We start from the raw sequence: 22496 nt of genomic DNA on the forward strand, positions 1-22496 counted from the left end.
GCACGGGCTTGGTTACGAAGCAATGACCTCGCATCACCCCCGCTTGCGGGCGAGCGGGTATGATCCGAACATGGTCAGGGTCTTGCAGTGGAATTCCAGTTCCGCCAGCGCGCGGTCCACTGCAGGATCGCCGGGAGCGCCGATGATGTCGGCGTAGAACTTGGTCGCGGCAAAACTGGCTCCGTCCTGGTAGCTTTCCAGCTTGGTCATGTTGACACCGTTGGTGGCGAACCCGCCCAGCGCCTTGTAGAGCGAGGCGGGCACGTTGTTCGTCTCGAACACGAATGTCGTCAACGCATCCTGCCCGGCCAGTGTCGCCGGATCGAGCGCTTCGCGCGCCAGCACCACGAAACGGGTGGTATTGTCGGCTGCGTCCTCGACATTGTTCTCGACGATCTGCAAGCCATAGAGATCAGCGGCGAGCGCCGGAGCGATGGCGGCGAGCGCAGGATCGCCCTTCTGCGCGATGAACGCCGCGGCACCAGCCGTATCGGCATGGCTGAGGGGCACGATCCCGCGTCGGCGCAGGAACTCGCGGCTCTGGCCGAGCGCCTGGGGATGGCTGTAGGCCGCGGCGAACGGCCCCAACGAACCGTCGGTACCGGGCAGCGCCATCAGCGCATGGCGAATGGGCATGAAATGCTCCGCCACGATGGACAGGCCGCTGCCCGGAAGCAGGAAGTGCATGTCGGCGACGCGGCCATGCTGCGAATTTTCGATTGGAATTATGGCCGCGCCGGCGGTGCCGCTTGTTACTGCATCCAGCGCGTCCTCGAACGCGAAACATGGCAGCGGAAGGCATTCCGGCGCGAATTCCATCGCCGCGCGATGAGAGTTCGCGCCCGGAGCGCCCTGAAAGGCGATCGCGCGCATCGGTTCGCCGGCGGCCGCGTCGCGCATGATCGCGACCTTTTCCAGGGCGGGTTCGGGGAAGGACTGCATGGTTCGTGCCGCCTAGCGCCGGGTCGTTACCTCGACAAGCGCGATGCATCCGTTACCGCGGCGACTGGCCCCTTGCGCGCGAGGGCCACCGCCATTAGAGCGCGTCGCCAGAACCATTTCCCCTTCAAAGCAGAACGTCTGTTGTCATGAACGATCGCATGAATACCATTTTCGGCTGGGTGCTGGCTTGCCTCATCGTGGGGTGGGGGCTTTCTGCCATCAGTTCACGGGTCTTCCATGCCGACGATCCGGAATCTCCCGAAGAACCGGGCTATGTGATCGAGGCCGCGGAAGAAGGGGAGGCGGATGCCGGTCCGTCCTTCGCGACGCTGCTCGCCAGCGGCTCGGCCGAAGCGGGCGAGGCGATTTTCCAGAAATGCACTGCCTGCCATTCCATCGCGCAGGGCGGTTCGAACGGCATCGGCCCGAACCTGTGGGGCGTGCTCGGCAAGCCGATCGGACAGCACGCGGCGGGTTTCGCCTATTCCAGTGACCTGTCGGGTCATGGCGGTGTCTGGGATTACGAGAACATCAACGATTGGCTGAAGAGCCCGCGCGCCTTCGCCTCCGGCACGAAGATGAGCTTCGCGGGTCTTTCGAGCGCCGAGGACCGTGCCAACGTAGCCCTGTATCTGCGTGCGAACGGGGGCGGCCCGCCGCTGCCCGAGCCCGAAGCCGAGGAACCGGCCGAGGGGGCGGAACAGGTGGACGGCGCCGGCGAAGGTCCGGGTCCGGCCGACGGTGCGGAAGCCGACGAGATGGAAGCCGTTGGCGCGATGGGTGCCGAACAGCCCACTACGGGTGAGCAGCGCAGCGTCGACTGACCCGGCGCCGGTTCGCGCCGGCGCTGCTGCATGGCGTCAGGCTTCGTCCCCGTAACGGGACGGCTCGCGTCCCTTGAACCCTTGCGCGACGACATACCATTCCGAACTGCCCTTGCGGCTGGCCGGTGGCTTGGCATGCTTCACGCTGGCGAAGTGCCGCTTCAGCAAGTCGAGCAGATCCTTGTCGGTGCCACCGGCAAAGCCCTTTGCGACGAATGCGCCCCTGGGTTCGAGAACCTCTACCGCGAACCACGCCGCCGCTTCCACCAGCGCCATGGTGCGCAGGTGATCGGTCTGCTTGTGTCCGACCGTGTTGGCCGCCATGTCCGACAGGACGAGATCCGGTGCGCCGCCCAGCGCGGAGATCAGGGTATCGGGCGCGGCGTCGTCCATGAAATCCATCTGCAGGATCTCGACGCCCTCGATCGGCTCGGTTTCCAGGATGTCGATGCCGACGATCGCCGCCTTCGGCGCGCGCCTCCGCACCACTTGCGCCCAGCCGCCCGGAGCGATGCCGAGGTCGACCACCCGCCGCGCGCCCTTCACCAGGCCGAAGCGGTCGTCCAGCTCGGTGAGCTTGAACGCCGCCCGACTGCGATAGTCCTCGTCCTTTGCCCGCTTGACGTAAGGATCGTTGAGCTGGCGTTCGAGCCAGCGCTGGCTGCTTGCCTTGCGCTTCTTCGCGGTCTTCAGCCGCCTGTCCGAATCGCGGCCAGAGCGTGCCATCAGACGCCGTGCCCCGCATCGCGCAGGCGGCGCAGCGCGGCCTGCGCCTGCTGGCCTTCCGCGTCGGCCGACATCAGCGAACGCAGGATACCCTCGCGAATCCCCCGGTCGGCGACGCCCAGACGCGGGGCGGACCAGATATCCAGGATGGATTCGAGGATCGCGCATCCGGCCACCACCAGATCGGCACGCTCATGCCCGATGCAATCGAGCTCGCGTCGCTCCTCGGGTGACATGGCGGACAAACGAGCGGAAATGTCGCGCATGGACTGCATGGGCACCATCAGGCCGTCCACCGCCTTGCGGTCGTATTGCGGCAGGCCGAGGTGGACCGAGGCGAGCGTCGTTACGGTACCGCTGGTGCCGAGAAGGCGCTGATCGGGCGAACGGTAGGGATCGATGCGTTCCGCGAATTCGGCGAAGCTGTCGGTCACGCGGCGCTTCATCTCGGCATAACGCGCCAGCCGTCCCTCTCGCGTTTCGCCCTCCGGGCCGACGGTCTCGGTCAACGAGACGACGCCCCACGGTACGCTTTGCCAGTCGATGATGCGCGGGACCGGGGCGCCCGGCTCGATCAGCACGAGCTCGGTCGAGCCGCCGCCGATATCGAAGATGATAGCCGGGCCGATGCCGTCCTCCAGCAGGATATGACAGCCAAGGACCGCAAGACGCGCTTCCTCCTGCGCGCTGATGATGTCGAGGACGATGCCGGTTTCTTCCTGCACCCGCTCTATGAACGTCTCGCCGTTCGACGCCCGGCGACACGCTTCCGTGGCGACCGAGCGGGCAAGGTGGACGTTGCGCTTCTTGAGCTTGTCCGAACACACTTTCAGCGCACCCAGTGCCCGGTCCATAGCCTCATCCGACAGCCGACCGGTTTGGGCCAGGCCTTCGCCGAGGCGGACGACGCGGCTGAAGGCGTCGATCACGACGAAGTTCTCGTCGGCGGGGCGGGCGATCAGGAGCCGGCAATTGTTGGTGCCGAGGTCGATCGCGGCATAGGACTGGCGGTAGGAGCGATGCGGCGGACGGCGCCAGTTGCGGTTCTCGCCAGCGTGGCCGTTGCCGCCGTTTGCCGATCCGACGGACTTCGTTTCCGTCTTCTTGCCGTTGCCGGGAGCGCGGGCCGAGCTGGGCTTCGTCTGGCGGCGCCGAGCCCTGTCATTCGGCGCCGATCGCTCGGTTTCGTCGCGTCCTTCCGGCGGCTGTATCTCCGCCATGCTGGGACTTTCCAAAAAACCATCACCGCCGGCAGTTCGGCGGAACCTGCCTTCTAGGTAGGCCGACGGGGGGAAAATTACAAGCGAATGGCCAATTCGTGCGGTTCTGGATCAGGTTTTGCGATCGCCGGCCATGCGAAACGGGGCAAGGTGCGCCGGCAGAATCGGCACGTCCCGGTCTGACTGTGCATCGTCGACGCCGATGGCGATGGCATACTGCGGCGGTCGCGCGCGATAGGTGCGATGCAGGTAATCCCACCACGAAATCCCGCTCGACCAGTTGCTGTCCATTTCGGCGCGGACCTGGCTGTGATGAATACCGTGCATGCGCGGGGTCGTGACGATACGCGACAGGGCCGCGTCGATGTTGCGCGGCAGGCGCAGGTTCGAATGGTGGAACAGGATCGAGGCGAGGAAGAACCGTCGCCACCATTGCAGCGTCGGCCGGTCGATTCCGGCGATGCGGACCTGAACCAGGCGCCAGGGTGTCGAGAGAACCATGTCGAGGAAGTGGAAGCGCACCGCGGTCGAGGCGTCGAGGTCGGGGTCGACGTGATGAACCCTGTGAAATCGCCACAGGAACGGCGCTTTATGCGTGGCGACGTGCCACAGATAGAAGCCGTAATCCATCGCCAGAAAGGCCGCGATCCGTCCCGGAATGCCGCCCCCCAGCCCATGTTGCAGGCCCCGCCGCCTGCGTGCATTGCGCTGCGCGACGGCGTTCGAGAGCGGCGCCTCGCTCACCATGATAGCCGCCTGACAGGCCGCGCCCATCGCGGCGTTGCGGATCAGTCGGGGTAGCTGCTTGCGGGTCCGGCGGCGCAGGGGCGCGAGGCGTTCGGCCAGCAGCAGTCCGCCGATCGCAGCCGTTGCGAAGGCGAAAAGGGCGGTTCGTCGCAGGGTCACGCGAAACAACATGGTCCGTCGCCAGCGCGATTGCCATAGGCTAGGACCGGGAGGATGCGCGTTCCCACCGTCAATCTGTTCGCGAAGTTCCCGGTGCCGGGAAAGGCGAAGACGCGGCTGATCCCGGCCCTGGGGCCGGAGGGCGCGGCGGCGCTGCATCGCCGTCTGACGGAGCGGACATTGGCAAGGGTGCGAGCGAGCGGACTGCCCTTCGCAGTCCGTTACACCGGCGCGAGTGCTGGGGATTTCGCCGCCTGGCTTGGCGGGGACGTGCCGTTGACGGAGCAGGGCGAAGGCGATCTCGGGGAACGGCTGGCGCGCGTCGAGGCCCCCGCTATCCTGCTCGGAGCGGATATCCCGGACCTGTCCGAACGCCATCTCGCCGAAGCGGCGAGGGCATTGCGCGATCACGACACGGTCATCGGTCCGGCAGCCGATGGCGGCTATTATCTGCTTGGTTTTACGACAGAATGCCCCGCGCTCTTCACCGGAATCGCGTGGGGCACGAAGACGGTCAGGAAAGGGACGATGAAGGCCATATCGGGCGCGGGACTGTCCTGCGCGGTCCTGCAAACCCTCCACGACTGCGACCGGCCGGAGGATCTGGCGCGCTGGCCGGACCTGACCGCGTGAAACCAGTCTCGGTCGTCATTCCGATGCTCGACGAGGAAGCGGCGTTGCCGAACCTCGTGGCGCGCCTCTCCCGGCTCGATCCGCCGCCGCTGGAAGTGATCGCGGTGGATGGCGGCAGCGGGGATGCCTCTGTGCTGGTGGCCGAGATCGCCGGCTGGCGCGTGGTGCGGTGCGAGCGTGGCAGGGGGCGGCAGATCAATGCCGGGGTCGCGGCAGCGCGCGCGGAGCATGTCGTGGTGCTGCATGCCGACACCCTGCCGCCGCGCGACATGGTGCGCGTGATCGATGCCACGCTGGCGAATGGCAGGGTGGCGCTGGCCGGTTTCACGCCCGTCATTCGCGGCCGGGACAAGACGCGATGGGGAACCACGGCGCACAATTTCGCGAAGACCTGGTACGCGCCGCTCCTGTTTCGCCCGCACCTCTTCGTCCGGGGCGTGCGGCTCCTGTTCGGCGACCATGCGATGTTCTTCCGCCGCGACCAGTTTCTCGAATGCGGCGGATGCGAGGACGGGGCCATGGTTATGGAGGAAGCCGACCTGTGCGTGCGGCTGGCGCGTTTCGGCAGGGTTCGCCTGCTGCGCCGGACCATCGTTACCTCGGACCGGCGGATCGCCGAGTGGGGCGCGCTGAAGGCAAACTGGATTTACCTCAAGGTCGGCGCGTTATGGGGTCTGGGCCTGCGCAACCGGCTGGAGCGGTACTATCCCGATATCCGCTAGGCCGGTTGGGGCAAGTATCCGCGCTCCACCCCGTACGCGATGAGCCGATCCAGCCAGGCGTTATCGGTGGCGGGGCAGGAAAGGCCCGTCACCTCGCGAAGGCGGGTGTCGTCGAAGCGGGGCGAGCGGGTGAAATAGGGGCCGAACGTGGCCAGCATCCGTCCCGCCAGCAGCCGTTCCGCCGGGGACAGCGCGGCGGGGTCGTAATCCGCCGGCCGCACGACCACCGGATCGGGCAGGTGCGCGGCTCGCGCTACGCCGTGGGCGAGTTCGGCAGCGGGTAGCGGGTCGGCGGCGACGAGATGGTAATGTCCGCCCGCTGCGGCATCGAACCGCTCGGCGAGGGCGACGATGGATGCGGCGACGTGATCGATGGGTACGAGATCGAGCGAGGCGGTCCCGGCGGCGGGAAAGCGCGTGACCTTGCCCCGCGCCATCAGGCGGAAGACATTGCACAACGAGGGAAACTGACGGATCCGACCGGTCGCGCTGTCGCCCAGCACGATCGAGGGGCGGGCGATGGCGAAGGCGGTTCCACCCTCCTCGATCACCCGCTCTCCCGCGGCCTTGCTCGCCTCGTAGCGATTGGTGAACCGCGTGCCCTCGGGCACCGGTCCTTCGGCGATAGGTCCGTCGCGCTGGCCGCAGACATAGGCGGTGCTGACATGCAGGAAGCCGGCTTCGGCGGCCTTCGCGAAGTCCATGGCGTTGCGCGTGCCCTCGACATTGACCGCGCTCAGTTCCTCCTGCGGCGCATCGAATTCGAGCGAGGCGGCGCAATGGATGACGAGGTCGAACGCCGCGGGCTCGAGCCCCATCAGCGGCTGCCTGACATCGCCAGCGACCACGGTAACGCCGTTCACCGGCGCGCCGTCATTGCCGCGAATGTCCGGCGTTCGGCGCACCATCCCGATCATCCGGTGTCCCCGCTTCGCCAGACGCGCGCAGACCTCGCCGCCGATCAGACCGGCTGCCCCGGTGACGAGAATCGTCAGCAACAGGCTGCGCCCGGCGCCCCCGACTGCGTGTTCGCCCTCGTCTGTCCGAAGGGCGTAGTCGCGCCGCAACCGGGAAAGACGCCGTAATGGTTTTGAAAATCGCCGATGAAGTCGAAATGCGGGGCAAAGCGCGTGTCGGCGAGCATTGTCCAGCTATTCCCGCAGACCGGGAAGACCCGCCCCGCCTCTATGGAATGGTGCGCGTCCAGATCGAACACGCGCCGCGCGCCGGGGACGGTTCCGCGATAGACGACGGCCTGCCCGTAATCCTCGCACTGCGGTTCCAGATCGCCGAGCCGGAACAGCCGGTAGGTGGCGGAGACGAAGGCGATACTGCCAAGCTTCGCCGCCACGTCGGCGTCCCCGATAGCGAGCGGCCGGTCGGTCACTAGGCGCGGGTCGGCGAAGCCGGCAGCCTTGGCGATCCGGTCGAAATCGCCCCAGTAGAGCGCGCCCGAAAGACATTCCCCGTGCAGCACCGGATCGTCCCGAAGATGCGCGGGTACGCGGCGGTCGGCATAGACGTCCGAGAAATACAGTTCCCCGCCCGGCTTCAGCAACCGATGGGCAGCCGCGAAGACGGCCGGCTTGTCGGCAACGAGGTTGATGACGCAGTTGGAGACAATGACATCGAAACTCGCAGGTTCGAGCCCCAGCTCGTCCAGCCGTTCGATATCGCCTTCGACGAAATCGACATTGGCGTAGCCGAAGCGGTCGGCGTGCCAATCGAGATGGGCGCGGGCGACGGCGAGCTGTTCGGGGGTGGCGTCGACACCGGTGACGTGACCGTCCGGCCCGACGAGTTGCGCCAGCAGGTAGGCATCCTGCCCGCTGCCCGATCCCAGGTCGAGCACGCGGCATCCGTCCAGCAGTTGCGGCACCACCAGGCCGCAGCCGTAATAGCGGGCCTTCACCTCCTCGTGCACGTTGGCGAGCGCGTTGCGCACCGCGTCGGGCGGCGTTTCGAACGTGCAGCAGGCATCGGTGCGCAGGTCCGCCGATCCGCCCAGCACCTTGCCGTAATAGCGGCGCGAATTTTCCAGGTTCATGCGGCGTCTCGCATCCTCGATGGGGGGTTTCCCGGAATACATGCCAAGGTTCGGGTTCGTTTCCCAGCCCCGATCCGGTATCGCGTCTGGCGAATGGACTATTCCCATGACGTTATCGTGATCGGCGGCGGCGCGGCGGGCCTGACCGCGGCGGGCGGGTGCGCGCTGTTCGGCCTGCGTGTGGCGCTGATCGAAAGCGGGGCGATGGGCGGGGAATGCCTCAATACCGGCTGCGTGCCGTCCAAGGCCCTGATCGCCGCAGCCGCCCGCGCGGCGGAGGCCCGCGTCGAGGAGCGGGCGGGCGTCACCATTGCCGCGCCCGACATCGACTGGCGGGGCGTGCGCGCCTTCGTCCGGCGCGCCATCGCCGACATCGCCCCGCATGACAGCCAGGACCGGTTTGAGGACATGGGCTGCGAGGTCATCCGCGAGCATGCGCGCCTGACCGGGCCGAAGACGGTCGAAGCCGGCGGACGCACACTGTGCGCGCCGCGCATCGTGGTCGCCACCGGCAGCGAGCCGGCGGTGCCGCCGGTCGAGGGGCTGGCGCAGGTGCCCTACCTGACGAACGAGACCCTGTTCGACCTGGACGAACGGCCCGAACACCTCGTGATCCTGGGCGGAGGCAATGTCGGCATGGAGATGGCGCAGGCCTTTCGCCGGCTGGGCAGCGACGTGACCGTGATCGAGGCGAACGCCATCATGGGCCGCGACGACCGCGATTCGGTCGCCGTCCTTGTCGCAGCGATGAAAGCCGAGGGCGTCGCCTTCGTGCAGGGCAAGGTGAACCGGGTATCGCGCCAGGGCGGCGGCGTGTCCGTGGAAGTCGGGGGCGGGACAACTCTCCTGGCGAGGCACCTGCTCGTCGCAACGGGTCGCCGGGCGCGGACCGGCGGGCTCGGGCTGGAGGAGCTCGGGATCGCGATGGGCGACAACGGCATTGCGGTCGATGCACGCCGCCGGTCCAGTCTGAAGCACATCTACGCCATCGGCGATTGCCGCGACGGACCCCGGCTGACGCACGTATCGGCGTACGAGGGATCGAACGTCGCGCTCGAGATCGCGCTGGGTGTTCCTGCCCGGGTCGACTGGCGCGCCCTGCCGTGGTGCACCTACACCTCTCCCGAGGTGGCGCAGGTTGGCCTGACCGAAAGCGAGGCGCGCAAGCGCTATGGCGACAGGGTGACGGTGGTGCGCGAACCCTTCGACGATAACGAGCGCGCGATTGCGGAAGGGCGCACGAGGGGCCACATCAAGCTGATGCTGAAGGGGAAAAAGGTCGTCGGTGCCAGCATTTGCGGAGAGCGGGCCGGCGAGTTGCTGCTGCCCATCGGTCAGCTTATCACCGGCAAGGCCAGCACGTTCGCGCTGGGAAGCGCGGTCGTCGCCTATCCGACGCGCGCCGAGATCCTGAAGGCCGCCGCGTTCAGCGCATGGGAGCCGACCGTCTTCGGCACCTGCCCCCGCCGCTGGGCCGGACTGGTGCAGAAAATGCGGCGGGCGCGCTGATGGCAAACCGATCGAAAGCTCGCAACAAGCCTGCCGGCGCTTCCCCTTTCGCGGTGGAAGGGCAGCGGCTGGGCCGCGCCAAGTTCGCCGATCCGGACGTGACCGCGGACGGTTCGGCGCGCGCCAGCGTCTCGCTGCGCAAACTCGACACGCTGTGGTTCGCCACCGGCACGCTGTGCAACCTCGCCTGCGCCAACTGCTATATCGAAAGCAGCCCGACCAACGACGCGCTGATCTACATGGAGGGCCGCCACGTCTCGCATTTCCTCGACGAGATCGAGGCCGAGGGCCGACCGTTGCGTGAAATCGGGTTCACCGGCGGCGAGCCGTTCATGAATCCCGACATCGTCGCGATGCTGGAGGAAGGGCTGGAGCGCGGATACGAGGTTCTCGTTCTCACCAACGCGATGAAACCGATGCGCCGTCACGAGGCCGCGCTGATCGATCTGCGCCGGCGGTTCGGCGACCGGCTGACCCTGCGCGTCTCCATCGATCACCATACCCGCGCCGTGCATGAGGCGGAGCGCGGACCGGGAACGTGGGAGATCATGCTGGACGGGCTGCGCTGGTTGTCGGCAAACGGCTTTTCGATCGCCGCTGCAGGGCGCAGCGTGGCGGGCGAAACCGCCGAGCTGGCGCGACGCGCCTACGGCCTGCTGTTCGCGCGCGAAGGCATCGCGATCGACGCCGCCGACCCGTCGCGCCTGGTCCTGTTTCCGGAAATGGACGCGGATGCCGACGTGCCGGAAATCACCACCGAGTGCTGGTCCATCCTGGGCAAGTCGCCGGACGCGGTGATGTGTTCCAGCAGCCGCATGGTCGTGCACCGCAAGGGCGAGCCGGCCCCGCGCGTCGTCGCCTGCACGCTTCTGCCCTACGATCCGCAGTTCGATCTGGGAGCCAGCGTCGCCGAGGCGGACCGCGAAGTGCCGCTCAACCATCCGCACTGCGCGCGCTTCTGCGTGCTCGGCGGGGCAAGTTGTTCGGCATGAGCCGGACCTTTTGCGTTCGCCGGCGCGTTTGGCCTGCATGACTGCTTCCAGAACGCTCGCCCCTCTCGCTCCTCTCGCCGCGGCGGCCATCGCCCTGTCGCCTGCCGCCGCGCTCGCCCAGACCAGCATAGACGGCGTCTACCGCGACCAGGATGGCTATACCGAGATCACGGTGGCGCCGTGCGGCAACGCCCGCTGCGGCACGATCGCGCGGATCATCCGCATGAAGGAAGGCGAAACGAACCGCGATCGGCACAACGACGATCCGGCGCTCAGGGACCGCCCGATCACGGGCATCAAGGTGCTGAAGAACCTGCGCTGGGACGATGGCGCCTGGCGCGGCCAGGTCTATAATCCGGAAGATGGCGGCACCTACCGCGCCGTCGTCAATCCCGGCGACGATGGCGGGCTGGAGGTGAAGGGCTGCGTCACGCTGTTCTGCCGCACGGTCGACTGGCCGCGAGCTCGCTGACACCCTCTTGACCGGCCGGAACGCGCCGTCTAGAGGCGCGGCCCTGCATTGCCCCGTCGTCTAATGGTAAGACTACGGACTCTGACTCCGTCAATTGAGGTTCGAATCCTCACGGGGCATCCAGCATCCATCGCAGGCTTTGCGGCGGGCGCGCTTCGCTCGCGGGACCGGCTGCCTGCGCCGGACAGGAGAGAGACGCTGAGCGCGAAGACCGACCAAGATCCCGCCACACCGGACCAGCCGGACAAGGATCTGACCGACCACAAGTTCTACCACGCCGACATGGAGGCAGGGTTCGCCGACAAGTCGGACCCGGGCACGCCGCAGACGCGCCATCCGGCCTATCGCCTGGCGTTTCGCGACCAGGATTTCCTGCTGCGCGAGGAACTGCGTCCGGTCCGCTTCCAGCTCGAATTGCTGAAGCCCGAAATGGTGCTGGACGAGGCCCGCGTCGGGTCCACGCTGGTGATGTACGGTTCCGCCCGCATCCCCCCGCCCGAAGCGCAGGAGGAAGCGCTCAAGCAGGCCGAGCAGCTACCCGAGGACGAGGCGCTGGTGGTCCGCAACCTCGTCGCCAAGAGCAAGTACTACGCCGAAGCCTACCGTCTTTCGCGCATGGTCAGCGAGAAGAGCATCGTGGAGGACGGCAAGCGGCAATTCGTGATCTGTTCGGGCGGCGGGCCGTCGATCATGGAGGCCGCCAATCGCGGCGCCAGCGACGCGGGTGCCGAAAGCATCGGCCTCAACATCATCCTGCCCCACGAACAGGCACCCAATACCTACGTCACGCCCTATCTGTCGCTGAACTTCCACTATTTCGCCCTGCGCAAGATGCACTTCCTGCTGCGTGCCCGGGCGGTGGCGGCGTTCCCGGGCGGGTTCGGCACGTTCGACGAACTGTTCGAACTGCTGACCCTGGTGCAGACCGGCAAGATGAAACCCATTCCCATCCTGCTCTACGGCAAGGATTTCTGGAACCGTGTGATCGATTTCGAGGCTTTGGCCGAGGAAGGCACGGTCAGCCGCCGCGATCTCGATCTCATCACCTGGTGCGAAACGGCCGAGGAAGGATGGCAGGCGATCCGCGACTTCTACGAGATCGAGGACGGCAACGGCGAGATGCAGGCCGGCGACTGACCCGCGATCGCTACCCGGTTTGCGCAGCGGACCGCCTGCCGGTAAGGGCGGAGCGGGACAGGCGGGAAGGGTAGCGAATGGACGGGTCGGGCTCAGCGCGCATCAACCGGGGCGGCTTCCTGCTGTTCGCCGCGCTCGTCTCGGCAGCGCTGCTCTATACCGTATGGCCGTTCGTCTGGGCGCTGTTCTGGGCGGCGCTGGCGGCTATCATGTTCCGCCCGCTGGTCGATGCGGTGCGCCCCGTCGTGGGCGGAGAGAACCGCGCGACCCTGCTCACGCTCCTCATCATCACCTTTGCCGTGGTCGTGCCGGCGATCGTGATCGGATCCATCGTCGTGAGGCAGGCGACGCAGGTCTATGTGCTGCTGCGCGATGGCGGAGGGATCGACGCCGCCGGCTGGTTCGACCGCGCGCACGCCTTCCTGCCCGAACAGGCGCGTGTCGCGCTCGACCGGTCGGGCTATGGCGACTACGCCGTAATCGAGGCGCGCCTATCGGAATTCCTGCGCGATTCGCTGGGTCTGATCGCCCGCAGGGCGGTCGATATCGGCGGTAATGTCTTCGCCTTCGTGCTGACCTTCATCGTGGGGTTTTACACCAGCTATTTCCTGCTTCGCGACGCGCCGCGCCTCGGCCGCGCGATCCGGGATGCGCTGCCACTCGACCCCGCCGCCTCGATGCGGCTGTGCGACAGCTTTCTTTCCGTCGTGCGCGCGACGATCAAGGGGTCGGTGGTGGTGGGCGTGGTGCAGGGGTTTCTTGGCGCGATCACCTTCTGGATCGTCGACCTGCCGTCGGTCGCGCTGTTCGGCGTCCTCATGGCGATCCTCTCGCTGGTTCCCGCTCTGGGTCCGGCGATCGTCTGGATACCCGCCGCGGCCTACCTGCTGCTGAGCGGAGCGGTATGGCAGGGACTGGTGGTCATCGCCTCGGGTGTTCTGGTGATCGGCATGGCCGACAACATCCTGCGTCCGATTCTGGTGGGCCGCGATACCGGCCTGCCCGACTGGGTCGTGCTCGTCACCACGCTGGGCGGCATCGCCATGTTCGGCCTGTCGGGAATCGTCATAGGCCCGGTGGTGGCGGCGCTGTTCCTCGTCAGCGTGTCGATCCTGGGAGAAATGCGCGGAATCGCCTCCGGCGAAGCCGTGCGCGAAGGCGATTTCAAAGCGGCGGAGGAAGGCGCGTCAGCGGAAGCCGCGACGGTCGAGCCAGGTCCGGAAACGACCTAGCGCACCGCCTGATGGCCGAGCGGCCCGTTGCCGCCGCCAAAGCCCGGCGCACGCTTCATCGCCTCGCGCACGAAGGTCCGCGCCGCGCCGACGGCCTTGTCCAGTGGCAGACCACGGGCGAGGTGGAAGGCAATCGCGCTCGACAAGGTACAGCCGGTGCCATGCGTATGGCGCGTGACGATGCGGGCATCGGACCACACCTCGTCGGGCATTCCGGGGCGCACGAGTCTGTCCTCGACCATCGGTCCGTCGGCATCGCCGCCCTTGGCGAGATAGGCAACGCCGCGCGCAACCATCGCGGACGGACCGCCCAGCGCCGCCAGTTCGGGCACGTTGGGCGTGGTCAGCGTGCCGAGTTCCATCAGCCATTCGAACACCTCCACGGTGGCCGCATCGGCCAGCACCGCTCCGCTGGTGGCGACCATGACTGGGTCGAACACGATCGGAGCGCCGCAATCCTCCAGCCTGTCGGCCACGACTTCCGCGATATCAGCGCTTCCCAGCATGCCGATCTTCACGGCCTCGACGCCGATATCTTCCACGCAGGCATCGATCTGGGCGGCGACGAAATCGGGCGAGCACGGCGCCACGCCGCGCACGCCGTGCGTATTCTGGGCTGTCAGGGCGGTGATCGCGGTCATCGCGTAGCCACCCAGCATGGTGATCGTCTTGATGTCCGCCTGAACGCCCGCGCCGCCCGATGAATCGGACCCGGCTATGGCAAGGATGCGGGGCGGGCGGCTCGTCATCGCACTGGCCCTGTCCGCTCAGACCGCCGCCCGCACCGCGTCGCAGACGTGATCGACCACGCGCTCCACCTCGGCCTCGTCGTCACCTTCCGCCATGACACGGATCAGCGGCTCGGTGCCGGACTTGCGGATGACCAGGCGACCGTTCGCACCAAGCTCCCCCTTGGCCGAAGCGATGGCGTCCTGCACGCCGTCCGTTTCCAGCGGGTCGCCCCCGTCGTAGCGAACGTTCTTGAGCAGTTGCGGCACCGGGTCGAACAGGTGCAGCATCTCGCTTGCCGGGCGGCCGGTCCGCACCAGCGCGGCGAGCACCTGCAACGCGGCGACCGTGCCATCGCCGGTCGTCGCGTGATCGAGCAGGATCATGTGACCCGACTGCTCCCCGCCGACATTGTAGCCGCCCGATTTCATTGCTTCGAGCACGTAGCGGTCGCCGACCTTGGTTCGCACGAGGTCCAGCCCCTCGCCCTTCAGGAAGCGTTCCAGGCCGAGATTGGACATGACCGTGGCGACCACGCCGCCCCCCGTCAGCCGTCCGTCCTTCGCCCAGCGGCTGCCGATCAGGGCCATGATCTGGTCGCCGTCGACTGGCCGCCCCTTCTCGTCGATGACGATGAGCCGGTCGGCATCTCCGTCGAGCGCGATCCCGAGATCGGCGCTTTCCTCGACCACGCGGGCCTGCACGGCGGCGAGCGAGGTGGAGCCGACGCCGTCATTGATGTTGAGCCCGTCCGGCGCGACGCCCATCGCCACGACTTCCGCGCCAAGTTCCCAGATCGCGGTCGGGGTGACGTTGTAGGCAGCGCCGTGTGCGCAATCGACGACGATCTTTAGTCCGTCGAGCCGGCAATCGGGCGGTAGCGATTGCTTGACCGCGTGGATGTAGCGACCGCGCGCGTCCTCGATCCGCCTGGCGCGGCCGATGGCATCGCCCTCGGCCAGCTTCTGGCTTTGCGCCATCCGCGCCTCGATCCGCTCCTCGTCCTCGTCGGACAGCTTGAAGCCGTCGGGACCGAACAGCTTGATGCCGTTGTCGGCATAGGCGTTGTGGCTGGCGGAGATCATGACCCCGATATCGGCACGCATCTCGCGCGTCAGCAGGGCGACGGCGGGGGTGGGGAGCGGGCCGGTCATGATGACGTCCATGCCCACGCTGGTGAAGCCGGCGACCAGCGCATTTTCCATCATGTAGCCGGACAGGCGCGTATCCTTGCCGATGACGACCCGATGCTTGTGCTCGCCGCGCAGGAAATGCGTGCCCGCCGCCTGCCCGACGCGCATCGCGGTATCGGCGTTGAGCTTGCCGGCGTTGGCGCGGCCGCGAATGCCGTCCGTGCCGAAATAGGTGCGTCCCATGTCGTGATTGGCCCTTCTGTCCGGTCTGATCTGCGGCCTGCTCAATGCCCGCCCGGACCGGCAAAGTCACGCGTGGACCCGGTACAGTGGTGACTCGCCGCGAAAATACGCGGATCGTGCAACTTGTGGGGTATCTCGCGCATTGGTTGGGTGACACCCAATCAACAGGAAGGACGAAACCGACATGGCATTCAAGCTGACCCCGCTGCCGTTCGACAAGGAAGCGCTGGCTCCGGCGATCTCCGCCGAGACGTTCAGCTATCACCACGGCAAGCACCACCAGGCCTATATCGACAAGACCAACAAGGCGATCGAAGGGACCGATCACGAAGGCAAGGCGCTGGTCGAGGTCATTTCCGCTGCCCGGGGCAGCGACCAGGGATTGTTCAATAACTCGGCGCAGAGCTGGAACCACGGTTTCTACTGGCATTCGCTGACCCCCAAGACCAACGGACCGAGCGGCGACCTCGCGAGCAAGATCGACGAGGCCTTCGGTTCGCTCGACGATCTCAAGTCCAAGCTGAAGGAGAAGGGCGCGGGCCATTTTGCCAGCGGCTGGGTCTGGCTGGCGGAAAAGGACGGCAAGCTGGCGATCATGGAAACCCATGACGGCGATACGCTGGCGGACCAAGACGCCAACCCGCTGCTCACCATCGATCTATGGGAGCACGCCTACTACCTCGATCACCAGAACGCGCGGCCGAGCTATCTCGACGCGGTGCTCGATGACCATATCAACTGGGAATTCGCGGCGGACAACCTCGCCCGCGGCAATACCTGGTCGTACCCCTCCTGAACCGAACGAAGCTGTCCGAAAGGCCCGCCCGCCGGCACGGCGTGGCGGGCCTTTTGCTGCTCAGGGTTCGGGTTCGCTCGACAGCGGATCGCTGGCGAACAGGGGTTCGCCGAAGATGAAGCCGATGAGGTTGGGACGACCGAGATGGTCGATCAGCGCGGTCAGCGTCAGCAGGATCGGGACCGACAGCAGCGCGCCGGCCACCCCCCATATCCAGCCGAAATAGGTAAGCGCCAGCAGGATCAGCACCGGGTTCATGGTGAAGCGCGCGCCAAGAATGGACGGCGTGATGACGTTCGCCTCGATCGTGTGCAGGCTCAGATAGGCCGCCGCCGGGATCATGCCGACAAAGGGTGATGCCGACGTACCCAGCCCGAACAGGCCGAGCAGCGCGATCATCGCAATGGGGCCGACATAGGGCACGAAATTCAAGAGGGTGGCAAGGCCGCCCCACATGATCGGCGCATCCATGCCCATCGCCCATGCCGCGACGGCCACCACCACGCCGACACCGACATTGATCAGCGCGACGGTGAGGATGTAGGCGGCCACCCGGTCCTGCACCTCGCGAATGGCGCGGGCGGCCTTCAGGCTCGCCCCCACCTGCTGCCGGTCGAGCAGCAGGCGCCGGCGAAGGCGGATGCGGGCCTCGATCATGAAGAACGCCATGAGGAAGGTCAGCAGCGTCTCGAGCAGGACGGTCGGCGTGGCGAAGGCGACCTGTTCGAGCATCGAGGGCGAGGCGATGACCACCTGCTGCCCCTCGTCAGTGCCGGCCAGGTCGACGATCTGGTCGTTGATGTCGGCGACCCAGTCGAAATTGTCCTGGAGGGCGGCGAAGTGCCGCCCGACCTGTTCGACCATGGCCGGAACCCTATCGAGGAGGACGGCGGCGGGGCTGAAGACAGCCGTCAGAGCAAGCGCGACGATACCGAGGAACACCAGCAGCGACAGCAGCGAGGACAGGTAGTTGGGCACCCCCCAGATGGCCAGCTTGTCCGCGAGCGGCGAGAGGATGATCGTGAGGATCAGCGCCGCGACCAGCGGCAGGAACACCACCGAGCCGATGGACAGGACGAAGGGCAGGGCAAGAAACAGGCCGATCGCGATCAGCACCACGAGCGAGGAGATGAGCCGCACCTCCTGCGCCGCGAAGGTCAGGCGCCGGTGCCGGAGAAGACCGGGTGTGCCGGCGCCGGCAGGCGGTTCGGCCGATGCCGTGGCCGGTCGGTCTTCGGTGCGATCATTGCCGGCGGCGGCGTCGGAACCGATCACCGGCTCGCTCCGCGAATGGCAGGCTCGCCTCCGTCGCCCGGGCGAGTCGCTGGCGCCGGGTTCACTTCGTCGCCGCGGCTTCGCCCCGGCCGGCGGCCACCTCGTCCAGTTCTTCAAGGATGGCGCGGTGGGCGGTGGGATCGTCGATCTTGCGGTCGGGGATGTCGCCATCCTGGATCATGCTGGACAGGGCGGCACGGGCGCGGCCCACCCGGCTCTTGATCGTGCCGACGGCGCAACCGCAGATGTTGGCCGCTTCCTCGTAGGAGAAGCCGCCCGCGCCGACCAGCAACAGCGCCTCGCGCCGCTCCGGCGGCAGGGTCAGCAAGGCGCGGTGCAAATCCGACAGGTGCAGCGGTTCCTCCTGCCCGGCGGGCGCGGTCAGAATGCGCTCGGCGACAGTCTCGTCATATTCGCCGCGGAAGCGGTTGCGACGCATGTCGGTGAGATAGGCGTTGCGAAGGATGACGAAGGTCCAGGCGCGCATGGACGTGCCCGGTTCGAACCGCTCCTGCGCCGCCCAGGCCTTGAGCAGCGTCTCCTGCACCAGATCGTCCGCCATGTCGGGACGACCGCACAGACCGCGGGCGAACGCGCGCAGGTGCGGGACGACCTCGGTCAGTTCCCGCTTGAAGGCGCGCTTGTCGTCCGCACTGCGCTTGGGCAGTTCGCGCTTTTCCTTTGCCTGACTCATTTACCCTCGTTTTTGTCCAGCTTGGACAACAGTTCGTTGAACGAATCCGGCAGGGGTTCGTCGACGACCTGATCGTACAGCCGCTTGAGGCCGGAGGTCCAGTCCGGTTCCTTCCGCTTGCCCTTCTCGGCCTTGCCACCTTCGGACTTGTGCGAGGCGGGGGCAAGCTTCTTTTCGTGCTCGGACGATGACATCAGATTCAAGGTTCCCGTCGTCACTTAAATGTTCTCCCGTCATCTGACTCGCGATTTCGGCGGGCGGTCATTGCGGACGTTCGATATGTGTTGGTCCGGAACGAAACGTCCCGGTTCCGGTTCCCCGGATGATCGCTCATCATGTAAACGTATGTTGCAACAGGGCAACAGGCGATGCATGGGACCAGACAAATGCGGGTCGCCAGCCGGTCCGCCGAGGAGTAGTTTTGCAACAGCAGACCGGCCGGCGCAGCAGGACGAGGAGGTGGCTCCTGCGCTATCCGCGCGCGATGCCTCTCGGCATCTTCGCGCTGATCTTCGGCATCACCCTCCTGTCGATGTACGCCATCGAGCGGGGGCAGGCACAGCGCGAGGAAGCGCAGCTCAACGCGCGCGCGACGGCCATCGCCGGCGCGCTGGAGCGCAGGGCCAACGCCAGCAGCGCCTATCTGCGTGCCGGCGCGGCACTGCTGTCGACGATGCAGACCGTTCCGGCGGACGATTTCCGCCGCTTCGTGTCGGAACTGCGCCTGGATGCCGATTACCGCGGGGCGGAGGGCATAGGCTGGGCGAAGGTCGTGCTGCCGGGCGAGATCGACGAATTCGACGCGATGATGGAAGCGCAGCGACCCAACGTCCATCTCAATCCACGTCCCGACGGCAGCCAGCCCTTCGCCGTTCCGGTGACGTACCTCCAGCCCGATACCGAGCGCAACCGGCGTGCGCTCGGCTTCGACATGTATTCCGAAACAACCCGCCGGGAGGCCATGATCGAGGCGGAGCGCACGTCGCGCCCGACGGCGACCGGGCGCGTGGTGCTGCAACAGGAAGGATCTGGCGAGGCGCCGGGCTTTCTCATCTACATGCCGGTGTTCGAGCCCGCGGGCGGCGGACGCGTTCTGAAGGGCTTCATCTACAGCCCCTTCAACGCGCAGGATTTCCTCCAGAGCGCACTCGAGCTGGAGGATGCGGGCGCCTATGGCGTACGGCTCTATGACGAGGGCGAGAACGGCCGGCAGTTGCTGGCGGGCACGTTCGATGGCGACATGAACGACCGCGAGGGCATCATCAAGACGGTGACGATCGCCAACAACCCGTCGAAACTGGTCATCTCGAAGAAATCTTCAGGCGGGCTCTCGGGGTTGTCGATGGCGACGCTGATCTTCGGCCTGCTGGTCGCCAGCCTGCTCATGCTCCTGGTGCAGATGCTGACCCAGCAGGCGCAGGAGGACGAGGCTTCGCTCGCCTGGTTCGAAGAACAGGCCTCCATCCGCAATTCGCTGACGCGCGAACTCAATCACCGGGTCAAGAACACGCTCGCCAACGTCCTGTCCATCATCGCGCTCACGCGGCGGCGCGCGGACAATGTCGAGGAATTTGCCAACGGCCTCGACGGGCGGGTGCGCGCGCTCTCGGCGACGCACGACCTGCTCACGCAGTCGGACTGGGGATCGACCCCGGTTCGGGCGGTGATCGATGCCGAACTGCTCCCTTACGCCGACGATAGCGAACACCATGTCGACATGCGCGGGCCGGACGTGGAACTGGCGCCCAACGATGCGCTCTCGCTTGGCCTGGCGACCCATGAACTGGCGACCAACGCCGCGAAATACGGTGCGCTGAGCACGCCGGGGGGCGAGGTCAAGGTGCACTGGAAGCTGGTCAGCGAAGCGCTCGTGCGCGTCGAATGGCTCGAACGCGGCGGCCCGCCGGTCAAGACCAAGCGCACGCGCGGCTTCGGCATGGACCTGATCGAACGGATCGTGGCGCATGAATTAAAGAACCCGGTCGAACTGGATTTCGAAGAGGAGGGCGTGCGCTGCGTGTTGCTGATACCCGTGCGCCGGGCGACGGAATTCCTCATCCGCGCCAATCGTCCCGAACCTTCGGCCAGGCCGGCACCGTCCGGCAAGTAGGCGCACGGGTGACATTGCCCGCGCTTGCTCTTGTCCGGCGTCCGGTCGCCCTCCCGCTCGGCAGACTTCTGACAACGATGGCCAACGCGCTGCTGGCGGGCCTTCTCGCAGCCTGTACGCCTGTTGCCGACGACGGGCCGGTGGTGCTTGCCGCATCGAGCATGCAGGACGCGATGGAAGACGCGGCCGACCGCTGGGCCGCGAGTGGGCACGAGCGGCCGGTTCTCTCTTTCGCCTCCAGCGCTTCCGTCGCCCGGCAGGTGGGGGAGGGGGCGCCGGCGGATCTGGTGATAACCTCCGACAGTCAGTGGATGGACTGGCTGGCGGGGCAGGGCGCGCTTGACGGAAACCCGCGCCCGCTGGTGGCGAACGCGCTCGTCGTGGTGGCCCCGGCCAGCGCGCGAACCCCTCCTTCGCTTTCGGCCTTCGCCGCAGATCCGGACGGCGGGCGGCTGGCTATCGCGGAGCCGGAAAGCGTGCCGGCGGGCCAGTTCGCCCGGCAGGCGCTCGAAAGCCTGGATCTGTGGAAACTGGTCCGATCGCGCATCGTGCCGGCGGAGAACGTGCGCGCCGCCCTCGCGCTGGTCGAGCGCGGCGAGGTGCCGCTGGGCATCGTCTATGCGACCGACGCCAATGCCTCCCGCAAGGTCCGCATCGTTCAACGTCTCGCTCCCGCCACGCACGATGCCATCGTCTATTACGTCGCCCGTACCGGGGTGTCGGACCACGCCGAAGCGCCGGCCCTGCTCGAATTCCTTCTCGGCGCCCGGGGGCAGGCGGCTTTCGCCGCGCAGGGATTCACCCCCGCACCCGCTGCGGAGCGCTGAGGCGTGGGCTGGCTGACCCCGGCGGAATGGACCGTCATCGCCCTGTCGCTGAAGGTGAGCGTGGTCGCGGTGCTGGTGACGATGCCCGTCGCCTATGCTCTCGCATGGGTCATTGCGCGGCGGCGCTTCCCGGGGCGCATGCTGCTCGACGCGGCGATCCATCTGCCGCTCGTGCTGCCACCGGTCGTTACCGGTTGGCTGTTGCTCCTGCTGCTGGGGCGCGGCGGCGTCATTGGCGCGTGGCTGTACGACCGGTTCGGCATCACCTTCGTGTTCGAATGGACAGGTGCGGCGATCGCCGCGGGGGTGATGGCCTTGCCGCTGATGGTGCGCGCGATGCGGCTCTCGATCGAGGCGGTCGACCGGCGGCTGGTGGAAGCCGCCCGCACGCTGGGCGCGTCCCCCTGGCGTGCCTTCGCGACCGTCACCCTGCCGCTGAGCGTGCCGGGCGTCGCGGCAGGCGCGATGCTCGGCTTCGCCCGGTCGCTGGGGGAGTTCGGGGCGACCATCACCTTTGCTTCCAACATTGCGGGACAGACCCGCACCCTGCCGCTGGCGATCTATACCGGGCTGCAGGTTCCGGGGTCGGAGGCGGCCGTGGCCCGGCTGGCGGTCATGGCGATCGTGCTCTCGCTGGGAGCCCTGCTCGCGTCCGAATGGCTGGTGCGGCGATCGGTCCACCGTTCCTCGCAGGGGCGCGCGCATGTCCTTTGACGTCGATATTGCCCTGGACGTCGGGGAACGGCGGATCGTCCTGCGGTTCCGATCCGATGCCCGGCTGACGGCGCTGGTCGGGCCATCGGGCGTCGGCAAGACGAGCGTGCTCGACGCGATCGCCGGCCTGCGCCGACCGGCTACAGGGCACATCACCGTCGCGCACGAGACGCTGTTCGACGCGCCGCGCGGCGTCGATCTTCCGCCCGAAAGGCGGCGGTCGGGCTACGTGTTCCAGGACACGCGCCTGTTTCCGCATCGCCGCGTCGCGGCCAATCTCGCCTATGGAGAGCGCCACGCGCACGGCGAGCGGCGCATCATCTCGTACGAGGACGTGGCCCGCCTGCTCGACATCGGGCACCTGCTCGATCGCTGGCCCGCGACGCTGTCCGGCGGCGAAACGCGCCGGGTGGCGATCGGACGCGCTTTGCTTTCCGCACCCCGTTTCCTGCTGCTCGACGAACCGCTCGCCTCGCTCGACCCGGCACGCGCGGAACGCCTGCTGCGGCTGATCGAGCGGCTGCGCGACGAGCTGGACCTGCCGATCCTGCTCGTCAGCCATTCTGCGAACGAGGTCGATCGGCTTGCCGGCCATGTCGTCACACTGGCCTAG

24 protein-coding genes and 1 tRNA gene are annotated in these 22496 nt (G+C 67.2%); 14 read left to right on the forward strand and 11 right to left on the reverse strand.

The window, feature by feature from the left end; all coding sequences use genetic code 11:
* Positions 1 to 33: 33 nt before the first annotated feature.
* Positions 34 to 942, reverse strand: coding sequence for a prephenate dehydratase (locus tag EG799_RS09790; protein WP_123880730.1), 909 nt, complete (start codon positions 940 to 942; stop codon positions 34 to 36).
* A 158-nt stretch (positions 943 to 1100) separates the two neighbouring features.
* On the opposite strand from EG799_RS09790, the gene EG799_RS09795 reads away from it, so the two are divergent.
* Positions 1101 to 1766 (forward strand): c-type cytochrome, encoded by a 666-nt coding sequence (locus EG799_RS09795; RefSeq protein WP_234029104.1) that lies wholly within the window; start codon positions 1101 to 1103, stop codon positions 1764 to 1766.
* Positions 1767 to 1802: 36 nt separating this feature from the next.
* Here EG799_RS09795 and EG799_RS09800 read toward each other — a convergent pair whose 3' ends face one another.
* From EG799_RS09800 to EG799_RS09810, 3 genes are all read right to left on the reverse strand, one after another.
* The gene (locus tag EG799_RS09800) at positions 1803 to 2492 is read right to left on the reverse strand and encodes an RlmE family RNA methyltransferase (RefSeq protein ID WP_123880734.1); all 690 of its coding nucleotides are present in this window, start codon (positions 2490 to 2492) and stop codon (positions 1803 to 1805) included.
* On the reverse strand, positions 2492 to 3712 hold the full coding sequence (locus tag EG799_RS09805) for a Ppx/GppA phosphatase family protein (RefSeq protein ID WP_123880736.1): 1221 nt from the start codon (positions 3710 to 3712) through the stop codon (positions 2492 to 2494). The genes EG799_RS09800 and EG799_RS09805 overlap by 1 nt, the downstream gene beginning before the upstream one ends.
* A gap of 111 nt (positions 3713 to 3823) precedes the next feature.
* Entirely contained in the window at positions 3824 to 4618 is a 795-nt protein-coding gene (locus EG799_RS09810; protein WP_234029105.1) for a sterol desaturase family protein, read from the reverse strand.
* Between the two features lie 54 nt (positions 4619 to 4672).
* Here EG799_RS09810 and EG799_RS09815 point away from each other — a divergent pair, with 54 nt between their 5' ends.
* Complete coding sequence (locus tag EG799_RS09815; protein WP_123880740.1) at positions 4673 to 5251, forward strand: TIGR04282 family arsenosugar biosynthesis glycosyltransferase; 579 nt, start codon at positions 4673 to 4675, stop codon at positions 5249 to 5251.
* Entirely contained in the window at positions 5248 to 5973 is a 726-nt protein-coding gene (locus tag EG799_RS09820; RefSeq protein WP_234029106.1) for a glycosyltransferase, read from the forward strand. Before EG799_RS09815 ends, EG799_RS09820 begins: the two co-directional genes overlap by 4 nt.
* Here the strand turns inward: EG799_RS09820 and EG799_RS09825 are convergent.
* Both EG799_RS09825 and EG799_RS09830 read right to left on the reverse strand, forming a co-directional pair.
* Positions 5970 to 6971, reverse strand: coding sequence for an SDR family oxidoreductase (locus tag EG799_RS09825; protein WP_123880742.1), 1002 nt, complete (start codon positions 6969 to 6971; stop codon positions 5970 to 5972). The two genes, EG799_RS09820 and EG799_RS09825, sit on opposite strands and share 4 nt — an antisense overlap.
* Complete coding sequence (locus tag EG799_RS09830) at positions 6965 to 8020, reverse strand: methyltransferase domain-containing protein (protein WP_123880744.1); 1056 nt, start codon at positions 8018 to 8020, stop codon at positions 6965 to 6967. The genes EG799_RS09825 and EG799_RS09830 overlap by 7 nt, the downstream gene beginning before the upstream one ends.
* A gap of 93 nt (positions 8021 to 8113) precedes the next feature.
* Here EG799_RS09830 and EG799_RS09835 point away from each other — a divergent pair, with 93 nt between their 5' ends.
* From EG799_RS09835 to EG799_RS09860, 6 genes are all read left to right on the forward strand, one after another.
* A complete protein-coding gene (locus EG799_RS09835; RefSeq protein ID WP_123880746.1) occupies positions 8114 to 9529 on the forward strand; it encodes a dihydrolipoyl dehydrogenase family protein in 1416 nt (471 codons plus the stop codon).
* Complete coding sequence (locus tag EG799_RS09840; protein WP_123880748.1) at positions 9529 to 10521, forward strand: radical SAM protein; 993 nt, start codon at positions 9529 to 9531, stop codon at positions 10519 to 10521. The genes EG799_RS09835 and EG799_RS09840 overlap by 1 nt, the downstream gene beginning before the upstream one ends.
* Positions 10522 to 10558: 37 nt before the next feature.
* On the forward strand, positions 10559 to 10993 hold the full coding sequence (locus tag EG799_RS09845) for a DUF2147 domain-containing protein (RefSeq protein ID WP_123880750.1): 435 nt from the start codon (positions 10559 to 10561) through the stop codon (positions 10991 to 10993).
* Between the two features lie 49 nt (positions 10994 to 11042).
* Positions 11043 to 11116 (forward strand) — tRNA-Gln (locus EG799_RS09850).
* Positions 11117 to 11275: 159 nt separating this feature from the next.
* Entirely contained in the window at positions 11276 to 12130 is an 855-nt protein-coding gene (locus tag EG799_RS09855; RefSeq protein WP_123880752.1) for an LOG family protein, read from the forward strand.
* A gap of 77 nt (positions 12131 to 12207) precedes the next feature.
* Positions 12208 to 13362, forward strand: coding sequence for an AI-2E family transporter (locus EG799_RS09860; protein WP_123880754.1), 1155 nt, complete (start codon positions 12208 to 12210; stop codon positions 13360 to 13362).
* Here the strand turns inward: EG799_RS09860 and thiD are convergent.
* Complete coding sequence (gene thiD, locus EG799_RS09865; protein WP_123880756.1) at positions 13359 to 14111, reverse strand: bifunctional hydroxymethylpyrimidine kinase/phosphomethylpyrimidine kinase; 753 nt, start codon at positions 14109 to 14111, stop codon at positions 13359 to 13361. The genes EG799_RS09860 and thiD overlap by 4 nt on opposite strands.
* Before the next feature lie 18 nt (positions 14112 to 14129).
* Positions 14130 to 15467 (reverse strand): phosphoglucosamine mutase, encoded by a 1338-nt coding sequence (glmM, locus tag EG799_RS09870; protein ID WP_123880758.1) that lies wholly within the window; start codon positions 15465 to 15467, stop codon positions 14130 to 14132.
* Between the two features lie 184 nt (positions 15468 to 15651).
* Between glmM and EG799_RS09875 the strand changes: the two genes are divergently transcribed.
* A complete protein-coding gene (locus EG799_RS09875; protein WP_123880760.1) occupies positions 15652 to 16263 on the forward strand; it encodes a superoxide dismutase in 612 nt (203 codons plus the stop codon).
* A 60-nt stretch (positions 16264 to 16323) separates the two neighbouring features.
* On the opposite strand, the gene EG799_RS09880 is transcribed toward EG799_RS09875, so the two are convergent.
* The 3 genes from EG799_RS09880 to EG799_RS09890 form a co-directional block, all read right to left on the reverse strand.
* Positions 16324 to 17538, reverse strand: a complete 1215-nt coding sequence (locus tag EG799_RS09880; protein ID WP_234029107.1) for an AI-2E family transporter — start codon at positions 17536 to 17538, stop codon at positions 16324 to 16326.
* A 61-nt stretch (positions 17539 to 17599) separates the two neighbouring features.
* Positions 17600 to 18232 carry a sigma-70 family RNA polymerase sigma factor gene (locus tag EG799_RS09885; RefSeq protein ID WP_123880764.1) on the reverse strand — a complete coding sequence of 211 codons (633 nt, stop codon included), beginning with the start codon at positions 18230 to 18232 and terminating at the stop codon, positions 17600 to 17602.
* A complete protein-coding gene (locus EG799_RS09890) occupies positions 18229 to 18450 on the reverse strand; it encodes a NepR family anti-sigma factor (RefSeq protein WP_234029108.1) in 222 nt (73 codons plus the stop codon). The genes EG799_RS09885 and EG799_RS09890 overlap by 4 nt, the downstream gene beginning before the upstream one ends.
* Before the next feature lie 203 nt (positions 18451 to 18653).
* Between EG799_RS09890 and EG799_RS09895 the strand changes: the two genes are divergently transcribed.
* The 4 genes from EG799_RS09895 to EG799_RS09910 are packed head-to-tail and all read left to right on the forward strand — an operon-like array spanning position 18654 to position 22496.
* Positions 18654 to 20342 carry a CHASE domain-containing protein gene (locus EG799_RS09895; protein ID WP_234029109.1) on the forward strand — a complete coding sequence of 563 codons (1689 nt, stop codon included), beginning with the start codon at positions 18654 to 18656 and terminating at the stop codon, positions 20340 to 20342.
* Positions 20343 to 20350: 8 nt separating this feature from the next.
* On the forward strand, positions 20351 to 21169 hold the full coding sequence (gene modA, locus EG799_RS09900; protein WP_234029110.1) for a molybdate ABC transporter substrate-binding protein: 819 nt from the start codon (positions 20351 to 20353) through the stop codon (positions 21167 to 21169).
* Between the two features lie 3 nt (positions 21170 to 21172).
* Positions 21173 to 21883 carry a molybdate ABC transporter permease subunit gene (gene modB / locus EG799_RS09905; RefSeq protein ID WP_123880768.1) on the forward strand — a complete coding sequence of 237 codons (711 nt, stop codon included), beginning with the start codon at positions 21173 to 21175 and terminating at the stop codon, positions 21881 to 21883.
* Positions 21873 to 22496, forward strand: coding sequence for an ATP-binding cassette domain-containing protein (locus EG799_RS09910; RefSeq protein WP_123880770.1), 624 nt, complete (start codon positions 21873 to 21875; stop codon positions 22494 to 22496). Before modB ends, EG799_RS09910 begins: the two co-directional genes overlap by 11 nt.

The sequence above is a fragment of the Aurantiacibacter spongiae genome, assembly GCF_003815535.1.
Classification (GTDB): Bacteria; Pseudomonadota; Alphaproteobacteria; order Sphingomonadales; family Sphingomonadaceae; genus Alteraurantiacibacter; species Alteraurantiacibacter spongiae.

Bases quoted from the DNA above. Each gene is read 5' to 3' on its own strand.
- EG799_RS09790 (WP_123880730.1), bottom strand. From the start codon at position 942: ATGCAGTCCTTCCCCGAACCCGCCCTGGAAAAGGTCGCGATCATGCGC.
- EG799_RS09795 (WP_234029104.1), top strand. From the start codon at position 1,101: ATGAATACCATTTTCGGCTGGGTGCTGGCTTGCCTCATCGTGGGGTGG.
- EG799_RS09800 (WP_123880734.1), bottom strand. From the start codon at position 2,492: ATGGCACGCTCTGGCCGCGATTCGGACAGGCGGCTGAAGACCGCGAAG.
- EG799_RS09805 (WP_123880736.1), bottom strand. From the start codon at position 3,712: ATGGCGGAGATACAGCCGCCGGAAGGACGCGACGAAACCGAGCGATCG.
- EG799_RS09815 (WP_123880740.1), top strand. From the start codon at position 4,673: ATGCGCGTTCCCACCGTCAATCTGTTCGCGAAGTTCCCGGTGCCGGGA.
- EG799_RS09830 (WP_123880744.1), bottom strand. From the start codon at position 8,020: ATGAACCTGGAAAATTCGCGCCGCTATTACGGCAAGGTGCTGGGCGGA.
- EG799_RS09835 (WP_123880746.1), top strand. From the start codon at position 8,114: ATGGACTATTCCCATGACGTTATCGTGATCGGCGGCGGCGCGGCGGGC.
- EG799_RS09840 (WP_123880748.1), top strand. From the start codon at position 9,529: ATGGCAAACCGATCGAAAGCTCGCAACAAGCCTGCCGGCGCTTCCCCT.
- EG799_RS09845 (WP_123880750.1), top strand. From the start codon at position 10,559: ATGACTGCTTCCAGAACGCTCGCCCCTCTCGCTCCTCTCGCCGCGGCG.
- EG799_RS09855 (WP_123880752.1), top strand. From the start codon at position 11,276: ATGGAGGCAGGGTTCGCCGACAAGTCGGACCCGGGCACGCCGCAGACG.
- EG799_RS09860 (WP_123880754.1), top strand. From the start codon at position 12,208: ATGGACGGGTCGGGCTCAGCGCGCATCAACCGGGGCGGCTTCCTGCTG.
- thiD (WP_123880756.1), bottom strand. From the start codon at position 14,111: ATGACGAGCCGCCCGCCCCGCATCCTTGCCATAGCCGGGTCCGATTCA.
- glmM (WP_123880758.1), bottom strand. From the start codon at position 15,467: ATGGGACGCACCTATTTCGGCACGGACGGCATTCGCGGCCGCGCCAAC.
- EG799_RS09875 (WP_123880760.1), top strand. From the start codon at position 15,652: ATGGCATTCAAGCTGACCCCGCTGCCGTTCGACAAGGAAGCGCTGGCT.
- EG799_RS09885 (WP_123880764.1), bottom strand. From the start codon at position 18,232: ATGAGTCAGGCAAAGGAAAAGCGCGAACTGCCCAAGCGCAGTGCGGAC.
- EG799_RS09910 (WP_123880770.1), top strand. From the start codon at position 21,873: ATGTCCTTTGACGTCGATATTGCCCTGGACGTCGGGGAACGGCGGATC.